The 17,514-nt window shown below is 63.4% G+C and carries 19 protein-coding genes and 1 tRNA gene; 1 reads left to right on the top strand and 19 read right to left on the bottom strand.

Translation table 11 applies throughout. The annotated features are described in order from the left end of the window. Positions 1-9: 9 nt before the first annotated feature. The 5 genes from ACNO8S_RS09830 to ACNO8S_RS09810 form a co-directional block, all read right to left on the bottom strand. Positions 10-423, bottom strand: a complete 414-nt coding sequence (locus tag ACNO8S_RS09830) for a DoxX family membrane protein (RefSeq protein WP_420181851.1) — start codon at positions 421-423, stop codon at positions 10-12. Positions 424-517: 94 nt separating this feature from the next. Next, on the bottom strand, positions 518-1,078 hold the full coding sequence (locus tag ACNO8S_RS09825) for an NAD(P)/FAD-dependent oxidoreductase (RefSeq protein ID WP_146417129.1): 561 nt from the start codon (positions 1,076-1,078) through the stop codon (positions 518-520). A 96-nt stretch (positions 1,079-1,174) separates the two neighbouring features. Then, complete coding sequence (locus ACNO8S_RS09820) at positions 1,175-1,924, bottom strand: pirin family protein (RefSeq protein WP_050036771.1); 750 nt, start codon at positions 1,922-1,924, stop codon at positions 1,175-1,177. Between the two features lie 335 nt (positions 1,925-2,259). After that, a tRNA-Val gene (locus ACNO8S_RS09815) sits at positions 2,260-2,334 on the bottom strand. Between the two features lie 48 nt (positions 2,335-2,382). Further along, complete coding sequence (locus ACNO8S_RS09810; protein WP_008313024.1) at positions 2,383-2,652, bottom strand: DUF7553 family protein; 270 nt, start codon at positions 2,650-2,652, stop codon at positions 2,383-2,385. Positions 2,653-2,800: 148 nt separating this feature from the next. Between ACNO8S_RS09810 and ACNO8S_RS09805 the strand changes: the two genes are divergently transcribed. Beyond that, entirely contained in the window at positions 2,801-3,748 is a 948-nt protein-coding gene (locus tag ACNO8S_RS09805) for an MBL fold metallo-hydrolase (RefSeq protein WP_008313026.1), read from the top strand. A gap of 41 nt (positions 3,749-3,789) precedes the next feature. Here the strand turns inward: ACNO8S_RS09805 and ACNO8S_RS09800 are convergent, their stop codons facing one another. The 14 genes from ACNO8S_RS09800 to ACNO8S_RS09735 form a co-directional block, all read right to left on the bottom strand. Then, positions 3,790-5,340: an NADH-quinone oxidoreductase subunit N gene (locus ACNO8S_RS09800; RefSeq protein ID WP_420181850.1), complete on the bottom strand. Its 1,551-nt coding sequence runs from the start codon at positions 5,338-5,340 to the stop codon at positions 3,790-3,792. Next, complete coding sequence (locus ACNO8S_RS09795) at positions 5,341-6,876, bottom strand: complex I subunit 4 family protein (protein WP_014040790.1); 1,536 nt, start codon at positions 6,874-6,876, stop codon at positions 5,341-5,343. It abuts the gene before it with no gap. Continuing rightward, positions 6,877-8,970, bottom strand: a complete 2,094-nt coding sequence (gene nuoL, locus ACNO8S_RS09790; protein WP_014040789.1) for an NADH-quinone oxidoreductase subunit L — start codon at positions 8,968-8,970, stop codon at positions 6,877-6,879. 3 nt (positions 8,971-8,973) lie between these two features. Further along, the gene (nuoK, locus tag ACNO8S_RS09785) at positions 8,974-9,276 is read right to left on the bottom strand and encodes an NADH-quinone oxidoreductase subunit NuoK (RefSeq protein ID WP_014040788.1); all 303 of its coding nucleotides are present in this window, start codon (positions 9,274-9,276) and stop codon (positions 8,974-8,976) included. Beyond that, a complete protein-coding gene (locus ACNO8S_RS09780) occupies positions 9,273-9,671 on the bottom strand; it encodes an NADH-quinone oxidoreductase subunit J (RefSeq protein ID WP_014040787.1) in 399 nt (132 codons plus the stop codon). The genes nuoK and ACNO8S_RS09780 overlap by 4 nt, the downstream gene beginning before the upstream one ends. Further along, the gene (locus tag ACNO8S_RS09775) at positions 9,668-9,937 is read right to left on the bottom strand and encodes an NADH-quinone oxidoreductase subunit J (protein WP_004591678.1); all 270 of its coding nucleotides are present in this window, start codon (positions 9,935-9,937) and stop codon (positions 9,668-9,670) included. The genes ACNO8S_RS09780 and ACNO8S_RS09775 overlap by 4 nt, the downstream gene beginning before the upstream one ends. A gap of 293 nt (positions 9,938-10,230) precedes the next feature. Further along, positions 10,231-10,692, bottom strand: coding sequence for a NuoI/complex I 23 kDa subunit family protein (locus ACNO8S_RS09770; protein ID WP_004518194.1), 462 nt, complete (start codon positions 10,690-10,692; stop codon positions 10,231-10,233). 46 nt (positions 10,693-10,738) lie between these two features. Next, on the bottom strand, positions 10,739-11,779 hold the full coding sequence (locus ACNO8S_RS09765) for a complex I subunit 1/NuoH family protein (RefSeq protein WP_014040786.1): 1,041 nt from the start codon (positions 11,777-11,779) through the stop codon (positions 10,739-10,741). Then, entirely contained in the window at positions 11,779-13,461 is a 1,683-nt protein-coding gene (locus ACNO8S_RS09760) for an NADH-quinone oxidoreductase subunit D (RefSeq protein WP_014040785.1), read from the bottom strand. The genes ACNO8S_RS09765 and ACNO8S_RS09760 overlap by 1 nt, the downstream gene beginning before the upstream one ends. 6 nt (positions 13,462-13,467) lie before the next feature. Beyond that, positions 13,468-14,160, bottom strand: a complete 693-nt coding sequence (locus tag ACNO8S_RS09755; RefSeq protein ID WP_004957101.1) for an NADH-quinone oxidoreductase subunit B — start codon at positions 14,158-14,160, stop codon at positions 13,468-13,470. Then, a complete protein-coding gene (locus tag ACNO8S_RS09750) occupies positions 14,153-14,566 on the bottom strand; it encodes an NADH-quinone oxidoreductase subunit A (RefSeq protein WP_004957100.1) in 414 nt (137 codons plus the stop codon). Before ACNO8S_RS09750 ends, ACNO8S_RS09755 begins: the two co-directional genes overlap by 8 nt. Before the next feature lie 156 nt (positions 14,567-14,722). Continuing rightward, complete coding sequence (locus ACNO8S_RS09745; RefSeq protein WP_014040784.1) at positions 14,723-15,373, bottom strand: AIR carboxylase family protein; 651 nt, start codon at positions 15,371-15,373, stop codon at positions 14,723-14,725. A gap of 46 nt (positions 15,374-15,419) precedes the next feature. Continuing rightward, entirely contained in the window at positions 15,420-15,842 is a 423-nt protein-coding gene (locus tag ACNO8S_RS09740; RefSeq protein ID WP_420181849.1) for a hypothetical protein, read from the bottom strand. Positions 15,843-15,844: 2 nt separating this feature from the next. Beyond that, positions 15,845-17,467, bottom strand: a complete 1,623-nt coding sequence (locus ACNO8S_RS09735) for a uracil-xanthine permease family protein (RefSeq protein WP_014040782.1) — start codon at positions 17,465-17,467, stop codon at positions 15,845-15,847. Between the last annotated feature and the right edge of the window lie 47 nt (positions 17,468-17,514).

The raw sequence follows: 17,514 nt of genomic DNA, 5'->3' as shown, positions 1-17,514 counted from the left end.
AAGGCAGCGTCAGAGGGGGCTAATACCGACGCTGAGCGCCCATGTTCCAGTTGCCGACGCCGCGACGACGAGCGCCCCGCCTGCAAGCGTCACGTTCTTCAGGAAACTGTTCAGTTCGTCCTGCCGGTCCTCGTCCGGCACGGCCCAGAAGTCGTGCATCGCAACCGCCGAGACGATGAGGAACACGGCGAGGGCGACCGCTGCGACGACTGGGAAGACACCCACGGTCACACCGAGCCCGCCAAGGATGAGGAGCCCACCGGACGCGAGGACGGAGAATCTCGGCGCCGGGAGGCCCTTGTACTCGGCGTAGCCGGCCATCTGTTCGGTCTGCGTAAAGTGGCTCAGGCCCGTAAAGGCGAGCACGCCGCCGAAGAGGACACGGCCGGTGACGAGCAACACGACGTTGAGTTCGGGTGCCATCACAAACTCACCACCGAGCCCACGCGGGCGTTTCCAGCAGTGTGATTCGGGATAGTAGCGGAATTCATTGTGGGAGTCGATTCTGGCTGCATCGTTAGAGTTCCGGCACGTCTGACGGCATATCGAAGTCGTGGTAGTACTCGCCTTTCTCTTTCGAGAGAATGTCGAGGACAGCGGCAGCACCGTCACCGGCCGCGATAACCGCCTGCCACTTCTCCGCTCGCCCCATTGCACCGGTCGCGTACACGTTCTCGACCGACGTTTCCATGTCGACGGTCACGTCGACGACATCCTCATCGGTGAACGCACAGCCGAGATCCTCGGCGAGGCTGCGGTCGCCACCAGTCGCGAGGACGACGTACGCCGCGGTGTACTCGTCGTCGTCCGTCGTCAGGACGAACCCGTCGTCGGTCTGTTCGATAGCCGTGACTTCCGTCTCGTACAGCATCACGCCACGGTCGCGGGCCTGCCCGCGAGCGATGGTGAGGAACTCCTCGCCGCTAATGGACCGCACGGCGGGGTAGTTGAACAGGTGTGCCTTGTGCATCCACGACTCGTCCGTGTCGAAAGTGATCGTTTCGAGGTCGTTCTTCGCAGCGTACTGTGCCGCACTCAATCCGGCGGGGCCGCCGCCGACAACTGCTACATCTGCCATGTCTCAAGCCAGGGGCCACCAATAAAAGAGTCTTACCATCTGGTAAAATTCGGCCGGAAGCTCACAGGTGGCTCTCAACCACGTAACGCTGCCCACTCAAAGAACGTACGGCCCGCGCTGTCGGATCGACTCGCCGTGCGGACGGCCCGAGACGGCGACGACACGGAGCGACTCATTGCCCCGGAGTGTCACTGACCGTGCGTCAGTGACCGGTAGAACATCACCGTCAGTGAACGAATGCCCCTCGACCGTCCCGCTACCGGCGACACCGTAGAGGAACCCGGACCACTCCGCCGGAACCGACCACGTCCACGCGTCGGTTACGGAAACGTCCAGATACTCCATCGGCGTATAGAGGCTGATCGGCGAGCCCTCGCCGACAACTGTCGTGACCGTCGCGCCGTCCTGTTCTTCCGTCGGAAGCATGTCGGCCGTCGCGTCGACGTAATCCGGGTCAGCGTCCTTCACCGCCTGCGGCAGATTTACCCAGAGCTGGAGTCCGGTACAGGCCTGCCCATCCGCGGGGAATTCGGAGTGACGTATCCCGCTTCCGGTTGTAATTCGCATCGCATCGTTCTCGTATGCAGTGTTTGCGACGCCGAGCGAGTCTTCGTGTTCCATCCCGCCTTCGATCATGTACGAGACGATTTCGAAGCCGCGGTGGGGATGCATCGGAAACCCCGTGTCAGGGTCGATATAGAACTGTTCAAACAGGACAAATGGGTCCAGATTGTACGGATAGCTGTCCGTCGGGAACGCACGGTTCGAATTCACGCCCGTTCCATGCCGGACCATCTCTCCAGGAATCGGTCCGTCAGTCGACGCCTGTGACTCGCTCTCGGTCATACCGCTCCTTGTTTACCGAGCGGTAAAAACTGTCGGGAGTGAACTGCAATCACCCGCTGGCCTTGGTTCGGTGACACTGCCGTCACCGGTATCGAATCCGCTCTCGCGGGTGGAACAAAGCCCTGCAGACGGGCAAACCCCTCTCTCCGTGTACTACTGGCCTCGATGGAAACTGCCGTAGCACAGCCTCATACAGTGGTATTCTGTCCTTCAAAAGTGTGAAGCGAGCGTATGGGTTGGGGCAGATTCTCACCGAAGCGAGACTCACTGCGTTCGTCTCGCAGGGTCCGAATCCGCCGGACCATTCTGCTCCTCACGCCTGTTCGTCACAAGAATGGGTTGGGGCGGATTCGAACCGCCGACTTCCTCCGTGTGAAGGAGGTATCATAACCGAACTAGATCACCAACCCGATGCACTCGACTCTATTCGAGCGTATCCCTTAAGAATTGCTTTCCGACTACGCTTCCGGCTCTTCCTTCCCGCGGTACTCGCCGATCTTTTTGCGGGCGTCAGCGATCGCTTCCTCGGCTTCGCCTTCGGCTTTCCCCTGCAGTTCTTTCAGGTCAGCCTTGACGGCCTCCAGTCGGCTGGGTTCGGGCTCGGCTTCCTTCCCAGTAAGCTCTCGGAACCGTTCCTCGACCGGTTCGAGTTCTTCCTTGACGCCCTTGGTGGCGGTCTTGCCGGCGCGCTTCAGGTAGTATCGTGCGTCTTCGAAGTGCTTGTTCATATATGACCTTACGCGAAGGACGAATATATCTCTTGTGCCCGGAACACAGTCCCCAATCACGGCTGATCGAGGGACTGCGAGCGGCCACGATGGTAAACGTGTCCCGCGGGTACGAACTGTTTTGCGCCGGCACCTGCAACGGGGAGACATGTTCACACGGGTATCGATTCCCACGCCGTTTCAGGTCGGGCCAGTCAATGCATATATCGCGCGACGAACCATCGTCGATCCGGGACCCGACAGCGAGGAAGCGTGGTCGCGTCTGGTTGAGGCGCTTGAAGCACGCGAGCTGTCGCCGGATGACATCGAGCAGGTACTGGTCACACATCCGCATCCGGACCATTTCGGCATGGCAAACCGGTTCGCCGAGCGGGGGGCGCGTGTCCTCGCCAGCGAGCCGGCAGCCGATATCATGCGCGATTTCGCGGCGCAGCTACACACTGAACAGTCCTATTTCGCGGATTTCTTCGAGCGGTGTGGCGTCTCACGCGAGACTGCCGAGACGGTCACACAGCTACCGGAAGCGTTCCTGCCCTACGCCCAGAGCGTCGATACCGACCGCGCGCTCGCGGCTGGTGATATCGCTACCGTCGACGACACAGAACTCACGGTCGACACCGTACAGGGCCACTCCGCCGGCGAAATCATCTTCTCGTACGACTTTCAGGGTCGCCGTGAGGCGATCGTCGGCGACAACGTGCTGGGCGACATCACGCCCAACCCGTTCCTGCAGGTGCCCGACGAGAGCGGGACGCGCCCGCGGGTGCTGCCGGCGTTCAACGACTCGCTCCGGTGGCTCCGCGAGCAGGGCCACGACCGTTTTCTCACCGGCCACCGCGAGCCCGTTGCATCACCGCAGGAACGCATCGACGACATCCTCGCGGAACACGACCAGCGCACCGCGGAGGTCGCCGACATCGTCTCCGGCGGGGCGACGACACCCAGTGACGTGATGACGGCGCTGTTCGGGGACCTGCCCGCTACGGAGTACTTCGCTGGGATGAGCGAGGCTGTCGGCCACCTGGACGTACTCGAAGTCACCGACCGCGTCGAGAAGCGCGAGAGTGGCGGCGTGTTCGTCTACGAGTCGGCGTAAGCCTCGCTAACAAGCGTGTGAGAAAGAAAATAGCCAGGCGTCTACAGCAACTGCGCTGCCTGGAACGCGATCTCGGAGACGCGGTTGAAGCCGGGCAGCAGGAGCACCGTCACGATGGCGGCGCCCACCACAGCGGTGTACAGCCCCATCGGGTACGACTCGATGGTCCGGCTGCCGGTCGGTTCCTCGATCCACATCGCCTTGACGACGCGGGAGTAGTAGAACAGGCTGAGCGCGCTGTTGATGATGAGCGCGGCGGCCAGCGACCACGCGCTGACGTTGAGCGTCGCCTGGAACAGGTAGAACTTCGAGAAGAACCCGCCGCCGATCGGCAGGCCGGCGAGGCTGAACAGGAACACCGTCATCGCCGCGCAGGCGACCGGCGCTTCCTTGCCGAGGCCGTTGTAGTCCTCGAAGCGGCGGCCGACGCCCCAGTACTCGGCCAGCGCGATGAACAGGAACGCGCCCGTGTTCATGAAGCCGTAGACGAGCAGGTGGGACATCCCCGCACTCATGCTGAGATTCAGGCCCTCACCGGAACCGGACACGGCGGCGAGTCCGATGAGGACGTAGCCGGCGTGGCCGACACTGGAGTAGGCCAGCATCCGCTTGACCGTCTCCTGGGTCGCGGCGGCGAAGTTCCCGATGAACATCGTCGCGATGGCGAGGATCTGGAACGCCATCACCCAGTTGATCGCGCCGCCGGCGGCGAGCAGGTCACCGATCGGGAAGGCGACGGCGAAGACGCGGAACGCCAGCACGAAGCCGGCGGCCTTCGACGCCGAGGAGAGGAACGCCGAGATCGGCGCTGGCGCGCCCTCGTACGCCTCGGGTGCCCAGAAGTGGAACGGCACGGAAGCCGTCTTGAACGCGACGCCGCCGATAATCATCAGGATACCGACGCCGAGGATAGCCATCGGGACGGCAGGCTCACCGGACTGGGCCTGAACCGACCCGTCGACGATGGTCTGGACCGTGCCACTGGAAATGGCCGTCGCGACGCCGTCGAATCGAAGGACGCCCGTCGCAGCGTACACAAGCGAGATACCGTAGGCGAGCACCGCCGAGGACACTGCGCCGATGAGGAAGTACTTCAATCCCGCCTCGACGCTGCCCTTGTTCTCCTTGAGGAAGGCGACGAGTGCGTAGGACGGCAGGGAGACAAGTTCGAGTGCGACGAAGGCCGTCGCCAGGCTGTTGGCCGCGCTCAGGAGGCTCATCCCGGTCGCGGACAGCAGGACCAGCGCGAAGAACTCGGCCTGGTAGCTGTGTTCGGCGACGTAGTCGTAGCTCGCGAGCACGACCAGCGTCGTGACGCTGCCGACGATGGCCATGAAAAACAGGGCCATCTGATCGACGACGAGCTGGTTGTTGAACAGTGCGACGCCAGTGCTATCGGCGATGCCGGTGCCGGCGGTGATAAACCAGCCGGCGAACCCGAAGGAAAGCAGGGAGCCGAGCACCGAGATGCCGGCCAGAAGCCCCGTGTTCGTCGTGTCCGGGTCGATCGAGTCCGCTAGCAGCAACACCAGAGAGGCGAGGCCCAGCGAAAGTGCCGGGGCGAGCGCCATCCAGTCAGGGAGTGCGACCATCTATGCACCACCTCCGATTTCGAGAACCGGTGAAATCGAGTCCTGTATCATGGCAAAGGAGAGGTCCGGTGCGACACCGAGTGCGATGACCAGCAGGAGCAACACGGCCAGCGGCGCGACGTCGTGGAACGCGGCCGGGCTGACCTCGTAGTCCGTCTCCAGACTGAAGGCCCCGAACAGCGTGCGCTGCATGGCCCACAGCAGGTAGCCGGCCACGATGACGATGCCGAACATCGCCAGCGAGGTTAACACCGGTGCAGCCCCGCCGAGTGTCGGCGCGTTGAACGAACCCTGGAAGATGAAGTACTCCCCGGCGAAGCCGGCCATCAGCGGCAGGCCCATGTAGCCGAAGGCGGCGGCGACGAAGATGCCAACCGTCCAGGGCATGCGGTCCGCGAGGCCGGACATGTCGCCGACCATGCGCGTGTGCGTCGTGTTGTAGATAACGCCGACACACATGAACATCAGCCCCGAGATGAGGCCGTGGGCGATCATCTGGAAGGTCGCCCCGCCCATGCCGTAGGGCGTGAACGCGACCAGGCCCAGGATGACGTAGCCCATCGACGAAATCGAGGAGTAGGCGACGATGCGTTTGAGGTCACGCTGTGCCAGCGCGAGCATCGCGCCGTAGATGACGCTGACAACGCCGATGATAGCCAGCGGAACGGCGAGCTGGCGCGCCGTGTCAGCGAGCATCGTGAAGTTGAACCGCAGCAGCGCGTAGGTCCCCATCTTCAGCAGGACACCGGCCAGCATGACCGACACCGGCGTCGGGGCCTCGACGTGTGCGTCGGGCAGCCATGTGTGCAGCGGGAAGACGGGCACCTTCACCGCGAACCCGAAGAACATCAGGATAAACGAGATGGTCATCAGGTTCACGCCGGCGATGGTCGGCAGCCCGCTCGCGGTGCGGAACGCCTCGGCCATCGCGGGCAGGGACAGCGACGTGAGGTCGGTGCTGAACACGAGCGCGAACAGCCCCGCGAACATGATCAGCGACGCCACGTTCGTGTAGACGAAGAACTTGATCGCGGCGTACTTCCGGCGCGGGCCGCCCCAGACACCGATGAGCAGGTACATCGGGATGAGGACGCCCTCCCAGAAGACGAACCAGAGGAAGAAATCGAGCGCGGAGAACACGCCGATGAGGCTCACTTCCATGAACAGCATCAGCCCGTAGAACTGGGACTGGCGCTCGTCGATGGGCGTCCACGCGGACACGATGGCGAGCGTCGTCAGCACCGTCGTCAGCGCGAGCAGCGGCATGCTGATGCCGTCGAGGCCGACGTAGTACGACACTTCCAGCTCACCCAGCGTGATCCACGGGATCTGCTGGCCGAACGCGATGTCGGCGGGCGACAGCAGTGCGTTGCCCGTCCCGCCGTACTGCGTGAGGTACACCCAATACATGTAGATGCTGCCAAGCGCCGGCACCGCACTGACGGCCGCGGCGAGCTTTCCGGCGTACCGGTCAGGCGAGAGGAACACGAGGCCGGTTCCCAGCAGGGTCACGAGCAGCAGTGCAGCGACCCACATCTAGAACCACCCTCCCATGATGCCGAAGGCAGCAAGCAAGAGCACGAGTCCAAGCGTCAGCAGCGTCGCGTAGTTGCTGACGACGCCGGACTGGATGCGTCGGATGCGGCTGCCGCCGAACAGGCTCACGCTGGAGATGCCGTTGACGACGCCGTCGACGACACCCTGGTCAAACTTGTTCATCACACGGGCGAGCGGGTAGGTGACACCCGTCGCGAGCCACACCTGATATTCGTCCTGGTAGTAGTTGTGCATGAGTAGCGTCTTCAGACCGCCAAGCTTGTCCGTATGCTCGACCGGGTCGGCACCGGCATAGAGGCTCCGAGCGACGAACACACCGGCGAGTGCCAGCCCGAGCGAGACGCCTGCAGAAGCGAGCAGTGTCGGCGTCTCTCCAAGCGGGTAGCCCTTCACAACGTGTGAAACATCGTGCAGGAGACCCTCGTAGTGGTGCAGTCCAGTGTTGAGCGCCGCAGGCCAGCCACCGTTCTCCGGCCCGGTCAGCCACTTGTGGAGGAAGTCGATGTGGGCACCGGTGAGCTTCGCGACCGGAGCCATGTTGATAAACCCGATCGTCGTCGCGAGAATCCCAAGCACCGTCAGCGGGCCCTTGACATTCCAGCGGACGGGCTCGGGGTCACGCGCGGTGTCCGAGCGGGCGTCACCGTGGAAGGTCAGGTACACCATCCGGAAGGTGTAGAAGCCGGTGAAGAACACGGCCAGCAGCCCCATCGCGTACGCGACGAGGTAGGCCGTGCCGAGACCACCCTCAGTGCCGAAGCCGTGGATAAGCGCCTCGTACAGCACCTCGTCTTTGGACCAGAAGCCGGCGAAGGGAACGATGCCAGCGAGCGCGAGCGAGCCGGCAAGGAACGTCCAGTAGGTCACCGGCATCCGGTCTTTCAGGCCGCCCATGTCCCACATATTCTCGTTGTGGTGCATGGCGATGATGACCGACCCCGCGCCGAGGAACAGGAGCGCCTTGAACACGGCGTGGGTCGTCAGGTGGAAGACGGCAGCGATGTAGCCACCCGAGCCCAGCGCGAGCATCATGTACCCGTACTGGGAAATGGTGGAGTACGCGAGTACCTGCTTGATTTCCTGTTTGACCAGACCCATCGTCGCCGCGAACAACGCGGTGAAGCCGCCGATGAGCGCGATGACGGCCAGCGCCGTCGGCGAGAGGGCGTAGAAACCGTACATGCGCGCGACGAGGTACACACCGGCCGCGACCATCGTCGCCGCGTGGATCAGCGCTGAGACCGGCGTCGGACCTTCCATCGCGTCGGGCAGCCATGTGTGCAGCGGGAACTGCGCGGACTTGCCGACGACGCCGCCCAGCACGAGCAGGCCGAGCACGGTGAACCATTGCTGTGGCCCCATGCCGACTGTCTCAAGCATCGCGATGCCTTCGGTCTCGCCGTCGACGATGGCGTGTTCGGCAAGCATCGGGAAGCTCTCGGCGACCACTTCGCCGCCCTGCGTAATGGGGGCGAAGAGACCGGTCCCGAAGGTGGCGAAGATGCCGACGACGCCGATGAGGAAGAAGTAGTCACCGAAACGGGTGACCAGGAACGCCTTCTTCGCGGCGCTCGGCGGGCCGTCGTCACGGAACCAGAAGCCGATGAGCAGGTACGAACACAGGCCCACCAGCTCGAAGAACATGAACGCCATCAGGAGGTTGTTGGCGACGACGAACCCGAGCATGCTCGCCGTAAACAGGCCGAGCCCGGCGTAATAGCGCGGGAGACCGGTCTCGCCCTCGTCGTTCATATACCCGAGCGAGAAGATGTGGACGAGGAACGAGATGAGACAGACGATAAGCAGCATGAGCGCCGACAGCGGGTCCAGCAGGAGTCCGAAGTTAAGCTGGAGCGACTCGACGCTCGTGGTCCACTGGTACAGTATCTCATTGTGAACCTCACCGCCGGCCACTGTCAGCGCGACCCAGATCGATAGCAGAAGCGATCCACCCGTCGCAGTGATGCCCGCGAGCGCGCCGCCTTTCGGCATGCGGTCGCCGGCAAACAGCGCGACGAGGAACGATACGAACGGCAGCAGGACAATCGCCGGAGCGTATGTGAATGCAGCCATCTGTTACCACCTCATCGTCGTCGCCTTCGTCACGTCCACGTCTGAGAAGTTGCGGTACAGGACCAGGACGATACCGATCCCGATGGCGACCTCCGCGGCGGCGAGTGCCATCGTGAACAGGCTGAACACCTGGCCGGTGAGGTTCCCGTGTTGTAGCGAGAACGCGACGAGGTTGATGTTCGCAGCGTTCAACATCAGCTCGACGGACATCAGGAAGATGAGCGCGTTCCGTCGCGTGAGGATGCCGAACAGGCCGATACAGAATATGGCCGCCGACAGGAGGAGATACGTCTCGGCCGGAATCACGAGTCGTCACCTCCCGGGCCACCGTCAGCGGCAACGGGCACGTCTTCGTCTTCTTTGGTTTCGACACCGAGCGTGACCGACTCGCCGGCGACCTCGCGGCGAGCGAGCATGACGGCCCCGACGAGTGCGGCCACCAGCACGATGTCGATGACCTCGAAGGCGACGAGGAACCCTTCACCGGGAACGGCCGTCTCACCCTCGCCCATAATCGCGCTCGGGGCGATATCGAACAGCGCCGCGCCGAGGCTCTTGGTTATCGCCGCTCCCTCGCCGAAGCCCGCTGGTGCGGGAAACGAGACGCCCATGAACACTGCACCGAGAACGACGAACAGGGCGATTGCGGCCAGTCCAGCGACGAAACTCCCCTCCGTCTGTAGTTCGGGTTTTGTGGTCATGGTGTCACCTCGATCACCGACTCGTCCTCGCGGGTCAGCATCACCGCGAAGGTGATGAGGACGAGGACGCCGCCGACATACACCAGGATCTGCATCGTTGCGACGAACGCCGCCTGGTTCATTACGTAGAACACTGCGACGCTGACGAGTGACACGCCCAGTAACAGCGCCGAGTGCCAGACGTCCCGGACTAACACGACGCCCGCAGCGCTGCCCACCGTTACCATAGCGAACAGCGCGAACGCAATTGACTCTGCCAGTGCCATCTTACTTGGAGACTCTTTGCGGCGTCCCTTTGAAGATTCCTCTTTCGTCTCGCCAGTAGAGCCACTGTTTGCCGGTATGGCCCCCATATTTCGGGGCACTTCCGTCCTGCTGGCGAACACCTATCAATTAACTGGTGGGTTGCAGCGGTGGAGCCCGTAGCTCTACCCAGGGAGTGATACTGGAAGGTCGGCCTCGCTGAGCGGACGGTCGTTTCGGCGAGTCACGTACGGATGACAGTTCAGCAACGACGCTTGACCCGACAGAGAACCGCTGAAAGCCGTCGTAAAAGGAGTTACTGGTAGTCCACTTCGCCGTCGCCTTCGCCGATCCACGCGCCCCGGTCCGGTTCGCGTGACTCGAGTGGGTCGATGTCCTTGTACCACGGGACGTTTTTGAGTTGCTCCTTGTCGTAGGCGAACTCGTCTTTCGTGTCCGCGGTGAACTCGAAGTTCTGGGTCAGGAGAATGGCGTCGGTCGGGCAGACTTCCTCACACAGCCGGCAGTAGATACACTGGCCGATGTGGAGGTTGTACTGCTCGCCGTTGCGCTGCTCGTCCATCACGATCTGGATCGTGTTGTTCGGGCAGACGTTCTCACACTGTCGACACCAGATACACCGCTCCTGGCTCCACTTGTGGACGCCGCGGAAGCGGGGGCTCACCTCGGGGGCGACGTCCGGGTACTCCACCGTGAACGTCTCCCCGTCGAGGGCGTGTTTCATCGTCGTCGCCATGGATTTCAGGATTCCGATCATGACAGGTCACCTCCGGTCGCTCGTGGGTCGGTTCGCGTGGCCGTCATCAGACGGTCACCCCGACGATAACCGCGGTCAGCAGTAGGTTCGCCAGCGAGAGCACCAGCATTCCCTTCCAGCCGATTTCGATAAGCTGATCGATCCGGACGCGGGGCACCGCCGAACGGGCCCACTGCGTGAACAGGAAGACGCCCCAGATCTTGATGAGGAACCAGACGATGCCGGGCAGGACCGGACCGGCCGGCCCACCGAGGAAGATCGTGGCGATGATCGCCCCGCCGAGGAAGATGTGGATGAACTCCCCGAGGTAGATCAGGACGAAGTACACCGAGGAGTACTCGGTCTGATACCCGGCGACAATTTCGGTCGGCGCTTCGGGGATGTCGAACGGGTTCCGGCCGACTTCCGCGAGGTTCGCGATCATGAACAGCACGAACGCGAAGGGGTTCACGAACGCGTACCACGACGGCAGCGGGCCGATAAGGGACTGCTGCTGGGCCGCGACGATCTCGCTCATCTGGAGCGAACCGGCGAAGATGACCACCGACGCGCCCGTCAGGATGAGCGGGATCTCGTAGGCGAGGTTCTGCGCGACGGCGCGCAGCCCGCCAAGGAACGAGTACTTGTTGTTCGATGCGTAGCCGGCCATCACGAGACCGATCGACGTGGTCGAGGCCACGGCGAACACGTACGCCAGCCCGACCTCGGGGTCGGCGAGGTGAATGCCGTTCCCCATCGGAATCACGGCAAAGCCGAGCAGCGCGGTACTGGCGATAATCAGCGGCGCGAGGTCCCACGCCGGTCGGTCGACGCCTTCGGGAACAATGAGTTCCTTCGATAGCAGGCGAACGGCGTCAGCCACGATAATGAACAGCCCGTACGGGCCAATACGGTCGACGGCGATGCGGTCGGTGAACGCGGCCGTAATCTTTCGCTTCGCCCACGGACCGGCAAGCGCCGTGTTCGTCATCATGAGCGTCCCGATGAGTCCAGCTCCGACGAGGCTCAGCACGATCATCACGGCCGTGCTGTTGGGGTCGAGGTCCAGCAGGTTCGCGAGCGTTTCCGGTAACGGCGCCGACTGCATTACCGGTCCACCTCCCCGAGTACGATGTCGAGGCTCCCGAGCGAGGCGATCATGTCAGGGATGTACTCGCCCTGGGACATCTCCGGCAGCGTCTGCAGGTTCGAGAAGCACGGACTGCGGATCTTGAACCGGGCCGGCTTGTCCGTGCCGTCCGAGCGGATGTAGATGCCGAGTTCGCCCTTTGCACCTTCGACGGAGCGGTAAATCTCCTTGTCGGGGTCGGGTCGGAGCGTCCGCGGGACGTTGGCCTGAATCTCGCGGTCGTCTTCCGGCCACTGCTCCAGCAGGTCGACACACTGCTCGATGATGCGGGCGGACTCCTCGACCTCGCGAAGGCGGACGAGAACGCGGCTGAAGTTGTCGCCGCCCTGCTCGGTGACGACGTTCCAGTCGAGTTCGTCGTAGTAGCCGTACGGGTCGTCGCGCCGGATGTCGTAGTCGACGCCCGACCCGCGTGCCACGGGACCGGTCGCGCCGTACTGTTTGACTTGCTCCGGCGAGAGGACGCCGGTGTCGACACACCGCATCTGGAAGATCTCGTTGCCGGTGACGAGGTCGTGGATCTCTTCGAGCTTGTGTGGAAGATCGTCGAGGAAGTCGCGGATCTTCTCGAAGTACTCGTCGCGAGGCTCGGGTAGGTCCCAGGCGACCCCGCCCAGCCGGAGATAGTTGAACATCAGCCGCTGCCCGGTCAGGTCTTCCAGCAGGTTCTGGACGATTTCGCGGTCGCGGATGCCGTACTGGAAGACGGCGGTGAAGTCGCCGAACACGTCCAGCGCGAACGTCGCCAGCGCAAGCTCGTGCGAGGCGATCCGGCACATCTCCGCCGCCATCGTCCGGATGACCTGCGCGTACTCGGGGACCTCGATATCCGCGAGGTCCTCGGCCGCGCGCGCGTACGCCCATTCGTTGAGGATACCAGCGGAAATGTAGTCCCACCGGTCGGGGTACGGCATGATCTGGTGGCGGTAGGTGCCCTGCTGGCACATCTGCTCCTCACAGCGGTGCAGGTAGCCGATGTCGGGTTCGAGGTCGGCGATCTGCTCGCCGTCGAGCACCGTTTCGACGTGGAGCACGCCGTGGGTCGCCGGGTGGTGCGGGCCGATGTTGACGAACATCGTGTCCGGATCGTCCTCGCTGCGTTTGTCGTCTTTCAGTGGGTTCGCGTGCTCGCGCAGTGAGACGATCTGTGGCTGGTCCTGATTGTAGTCCTGGCTCAGGGGGTGGCCCTGCCAGGTCTCTGGCAGGAGGATGCGACGCAGGTCCGGGTGGTCGTTGTAGTCGATCCCGACCAGGTCATACGCCTCCCGCTCGTGCCAGTCCGCGGTGTCGTAGACGCGAGCGGCCGACTCGTTGTGCGGGTCGTCTTTCGGCGACGGGACGACGATCGACAGCTCCTGTGTCGGGTCGTTGTACTTCCGCAGGTGGTAGATGGATTCGTACCGGTCGTCGTACTCCTGTGCCGTGACACAGGCGCAGTGGTCGAACCCGGCCTCCTCTTTCAGCGTCGAGAGGACTTCCTGGACCTCGTCGGGACGGATGACGAACCCCTCGGCGTTGACGTGCTCCTCGCGGTCGAGGACGTGGCCCCCGAGCAGGTCCGCGAGCGCGTCGTAATCGAGCCCGTCCTCCGTAACGCCGACGTCGAGCGCTGTATCGCGTGATGGTTTTTCTAAACTCATGGCAGGTTATGGAGAGTCGTTCCAGTTGTACCGCATGACGAGGTCTTCCTCGTCGATCTCGCTGGCGAGTTTATCCACGAGCTCGTCCTGTTCGAGGTCGCCGAACTGCTCCAGTTCGTAGGGTTTGACCGTCACCGGTGAGGACTCGCCCTCGGCGATGCGCTCTTGCAGCTTGGCGACGCCGTAGATGAGTGCCTCGGGGCGGGGCGGACAGCCCGGGACGTGGATGTCGACCGGGATGACCTCCTCCGCGCCCTTGATCACGTTGTACCCTTCCTGGAACGGGCCGCCGGAGATGGTACACGACCCCATCGAAACGACGAACTTCGGCTCGGGCATCTGGTCGTAGACGCGCTTCATCCGCGGCGCGAACTTCGAGACGATGGTCCCCGGGACGATGATGACGTCCGCCTGGCGCGGGGACGCGCGTGGCACCCCTGACCCGAAGCGGTCGAGGTCGTGTTTGATCGCGTAGGTGTGGATCATCTCGATGCTACAGCAGGCGATCCCGAACTGCAGCATGAACATCGAGGAGCCCCGGACCCAGTTCATGAACTTGTCGAACTTGGTCAGGATGAACGGCGTCGACCCGAACGCCTCACGTAGCGTCGAGTTGAAGCGGTCGTCGGCCCCGTCGCCCATGCGGGCCTCCTGTGTCGATACGTCTTCGACGGCCGGTGGTGTCTGGTCACTACTCATATGTGTCTGCCCCCTTCGTGGCGCGCGGACTGCGCACCCACTGAACTGCACCGTTACGCCAGGCCCAACCGAGTCCGATGGCGAGAATCGTAATGAATACGACCATCGGTAGCAGTGCCGTGGTCATCCCGAGCTCAGCGGCAGCGTCGCTGTAGATGACCGTCCACGGGAAGATGAAGACGGTCTCGATGTCGAAGACGACGAACAGCAGCGCGACCATGTAGTACTGGATATTAAACTTGATCTGTCGACTGCTGCCAGTCGGCACTTCACCGGACTCGTAGGTGGTGCGTTTGCCTTGTTCCGGCACGCTGGGCCGCAATAGGCTCGAAACTGCCATCATCGTCAGTGGGATGGCTAGCGCCACGACCGCGAGCGCGCCGATGGCGATCCATGGATTACTCATTCCGGTATCTCCTATCGTCTGCCGGTTAGAAGTACTCGCATATAAGGGTTCATTGTTCGGTTTTTCGGCCCTGTGGGTCTTTAAGAGCCGACGCGCTCTCGGATGGCAAGTGACCTGTAACTGCCGCACCTCCCAGGGTGTGACGCCCCTCAGTTATCACTCGTCCCAGTACTCGCGCTTGAACCCGGGTGTCCCGAGTTCGTGGAGGTCGCGCGACGCCTCGCCGACGTTGGTCTGGAGGCCTTCGTGATACGAGACGAGACGGTCACGGAGTTCGTCGTGCTGCCGTGCGAGAATCTGTACCGCGGAGAGCGCGGCGTTGAACGACTTGCCAGCGTCGACCGCGGTCAGCGGCGCGCCCTGTGGCATCCCGATGACCGAGTCGACGGATTTCTCCTGCACTGGGACGCCAATAACCGGCAGCGGGTAGGCGATGCTGGCGGTCATGTTCGGCAGGTCCGCGGATTTGCCGCCAGCGCCGGCGATAATGACGTCGATGCCGCGGTCAGCGGCCGTCTCTGCGTACGCGTACATCAGGTCCGGCGTCCGATGGGCCGAGCAGACGAACGTCTCGAAGGTGAAGCGGCTCTCGGGCGCGTCGGTGTAGTCCGTCTGTTCCTCGAAGCCGAGTTCGTCGGCAAGCGCCGCGTAGGCCCCGGGCCGCTTGCCCTGCCCGCCGGCCATCGTCGGCAGGTCCGAGTCCGACCCCATGACGATGCCGACATCGGGCGTCAGATCGTTCGGCCGGTCCATCTCGGCTTCTTCGCGTAACTGGTCGATGAGCGACTGGACGCTGTCTGCGGGCATACGACCGACTGGAACGGGGACGGGCGTAAGTGTAGGCGATTTCCGGTCAGTCGGCTAGGGCCGCTTCCAGTTCGGCAAGCAGCGTCTGTGGGTCCGCAGGGAAGCACCTGAGTGGGTCGGTACGACCGGTGACCTGTATCCTGAGCGCGTACCGCTTGCGGTAGGTGAGCGCGAGGCTGGCGGCACCGGCGACAGCGAAGGCCCCGCCGAGGAGGACCGACCGGTCAAGTGACAGCAGACCGAACCCGACCAGCGCGGCGCTCATCACCGCGAGAAACCAGTCGACGTCCTGAAGACTTACCTCGACGATGTCGTCGAGGTCGACGACCACCGGATTGTCGCCACGGTCGACCACAAGGCGATCAGCACCGAGGACGACTGTCCCGCCGGTCCGGAGCGTGCCGGCGTACCGCTGGTCGCTGACAGGCGATGCGGTGTCTGCGGTCGCGCCGTCGCCGTCGTCGTCCACGGTCAGTCGTCGCTCACTGCAGCCGGGCGGTCGCCGCCGCGGCCGCGGATGCGGTCCAGTGACGACACGTATTCGCTGTCGTCCTCCGTGAGCGCGGCCCAGGCTGCGAGGCCGCGCTCCTCGCGGGTCCCCGGCACGGTGTTGTCGAGGACGAAGGCGACGATACCGCCGACGACCATCCCGGTGCCACCCATGACGAACAGCGTCGTCGCGACCACATCGGTCCCGAGCACACTCCCGAGGACCGGAACGGCTGCCAAGCCCTGCTGGAGAGCTGTCGCACTGCCGACGTCCATTCCCTGCCCGACCTGGCTCATATACTCGGGCACCGCGAGGCCGGCAAAAAGTGCGAAACCGACGATGAAGACGTTTCGGTTGGCATCGAGGTCGACGTATTTGAGCTGTGAGAGGCCAACGGCAGCGATCTGTCCGAACATGACGATGTAGAGGCCGCCGATGATCGGCGACGGGATGGTCGCGAACAGCTGGCCCGCTGGACCGAAGTAGCCGACCAGAATCATTACCGCGGCGCCGATCTGCACGACATAGCGGGACGCGACGCCGGTGATAGCGATTGCTCCAACGTTCTCAGTGTACGACGTACAGCCGTTGCCGGTGCCCATGATGCCGGCGAATACGTTGCCGACCCCCTCCATCCCGATACCGTCGTTGATTCGGCGGCTGTTCGGCGCACCGCGGCCGGCAATGCGGGCGACGGAGTGGTAATCGCCGAAGCTCTCGACGACGGAAGCGAGCATCCCGGCGAACATCCCGACGATGAACCCCGGCGTGAACTGCGGGAGCCCCCACTGGAACGGGTAGATGGGCTGGACCAGCGGTGCGTTCGTGACCGAACCGAGCGAGACATAGCTGACCGAGCCTGCGGCGAAGACGCCGGTGACCGAGAGGATAGCCGCGACGGTCCATGCAAACAGAATACCCAGAAGTACGGGAAAGAGCTTGAACGCGCGGTGGCGTCGATCGAGATACTGCGAACACGCGATAATCGAGAGCATTGTGAGCCCGAGCAGCCACCAGTTTTGCCCGGTCCCGGGGTTGCCGAAGTTCGGGTTCGCTATCTGTGGGACGTTGAACAGCGACAGTCCGATGAGCGCGATGACCGGCGCGATGACGACCGGCCCGACGTACCGCTTCAGCTTCCCCATGAGGCCGCTGTAGCCGATCACCACTTCGACGATGCCGGCGACGATGACAGCTCCCTGTAGTTCGACGAGCATTGTCTGCCAGTCCGCCCCCTGCTGGGCCAGCACGCCGATGATGGCCAGCCCGGGCGCGAGCATGGAGAACGTCCCGCCCTGGACGATGGGATATCTGTTTCCGAGCGTCGTCTGGGCGAGCGTCGCGATACCGGAGACGACGAAGAACGTCCCGATGAGACGGCCGACCTGGTCCGGCGCGGCCTCGAACATTCCCATCGCGCCCGCGAGTCCGAGCGGGATCGCCACGGACGCGCCGATCATCGTCAGGTAGTGCTGGACGCCGAGCAGTATCGCCTGCTTTCGCGGTGGCTTGTCGTCGATGCCGTACTCGACGAAGCCGGCGGTTTCCGGTTCCTCCGGTGTCGTCGGGTTTTGTCCGTCGTCCGGCGGTGTCGCGTCAGTCATGCTCGCTACCCATGGCACTGCAACTCCCGATACATATTCTTTGCTCG

Source organism: Haloarcula sp. KBTZ06 (assembly GCF_048595605.1).
Taxonomy (GTDB): Archaea; Halobacteriota; Halobacteria; order Halobacteriales; family Haloarculaceae; genus Haloarcula; species Haloarcula hispanica.
Note: the sequence above shows the minus strand (reverse complement) of the source record. Positions and strands in the feature narration are given on the sequence as shown.

Coding starts and splice junctions, on each gene's coding strand:
- ACNO8S_RS09830 (WP_420181851.1), bottom strand. CDS start 423: ATGGCACCCGAACTCAACGTCGTGTTGCTCGTCACCGGCCGTGTCCTC.
- ACNO8S_RS09825 (WP_146417129.1), bottom strand. CDS start 1,078: ATGGCAGATGTAGCAGTTGTCGGCGGCGGCCCCGCCGGATTGAGTGCG.
- ACNO8S_RS09820 (WP_050036771.1), bottom strand. CDS start 1,924: ATGACCGAGAGCGAGTCACAGGCGTCGACTGACGGACCGATTCCTGGA.
- ACNO8S_RS09810 (WP_008313024.1), bottom strand. CDS start 2,652: ATGAACAAGCACTTCGAAGACGCACGATACTACCTGAAGCGCGCCGGC.
- ACNO8S_RS09805 (WP_008313026.1), top strand. CDS start 2,801: ATGTTCACACGGGTATCGATTCCCACGCCGTTTCAGGTCGGGCCAGTC.
- ACNO8S_RS09800 (WP_420181850.1), bottom strand. CDS start 5,340: ATGGTCGCACTCCCTGACTGGATGGCGCTCGCCCCGGCACTTTCGCTG.
- ACNO8S_RS09795 (WP_014040790.1), bottom strand. CDS start 6,876: ATGTGGGTCGCTGCACTGCTGCTCGTGACCCTGCTGGGAACCGGCCTC.
- nuoL (WP_014040789.1), bottom strand. CDS start 8,970: ATGGCTGCATTCACATACGCTCCGGCGATTGTCCTGCTGCCGTTCGTA.
- ACNO8S_RS09780 (WP_014040787.1), bottom strand. CDS start 9,671: ATGACCACAAAACCCGAACTACAGACGGAGGGGAGTTTCGTCGCTGGA.
- ACNO8S_RS09775 (WP_004591678.1), bottom strand. CDS start 9,937: ATGGCACTGGCAGAGTCAATTGCGTTCGCGCTGTTCGCTATGGTAACG.
- ACNO8S_RS09770 (WP_004518194.1), bottom strand. CDS start 10,692: ATGATCGGAATCCTGAAATCCATGGCGACGACGATGAAACACGCCCTC.
- ACNO8S_RS09765 (WP_014040786.1), bottom strand. CDS start 11,779: ATGCAGTCGGCGCCGTTACCGGAAACGCTCGCGAACCTGCTGGACCTC.
- ACNO8S_RS09760 (WP_014040785.1), bottom strand. CDS start 13,461: ATGAGTTTAGAAAAACCATCACGCGATACAGCGCTCGACGTCGGCGTT.
- ACNO8S_RS09755 (WP_004957101.1), bottom strand. CDS start 14,160: ATGAGTAGTGACCAGACACCACCGGCCGTCGAAGACGTATCGACACAG.
- ACNO8S_RS09750 (WP_004957100.1), bottom strand. CDS start 14,566: ATGAGTAATCCATGGATCGCCATCGGCGCGCTCGCGGTCGTGGCGCTA.
- ACNO8S_RS09745 (WP_014040784.1), bottom strand. CDS start 15,373: ATGCCCGCAGACAGCGTCCAGTCGCTCATCGACCAGTTACGCGAAGAA.
- ACNO8S_RS09735 (WP_014040782.1), bottom strand. CDS start 17,467: ATGACTGACGCGACACCGCCGGACGACGGACAAAACCCGACGACACCG.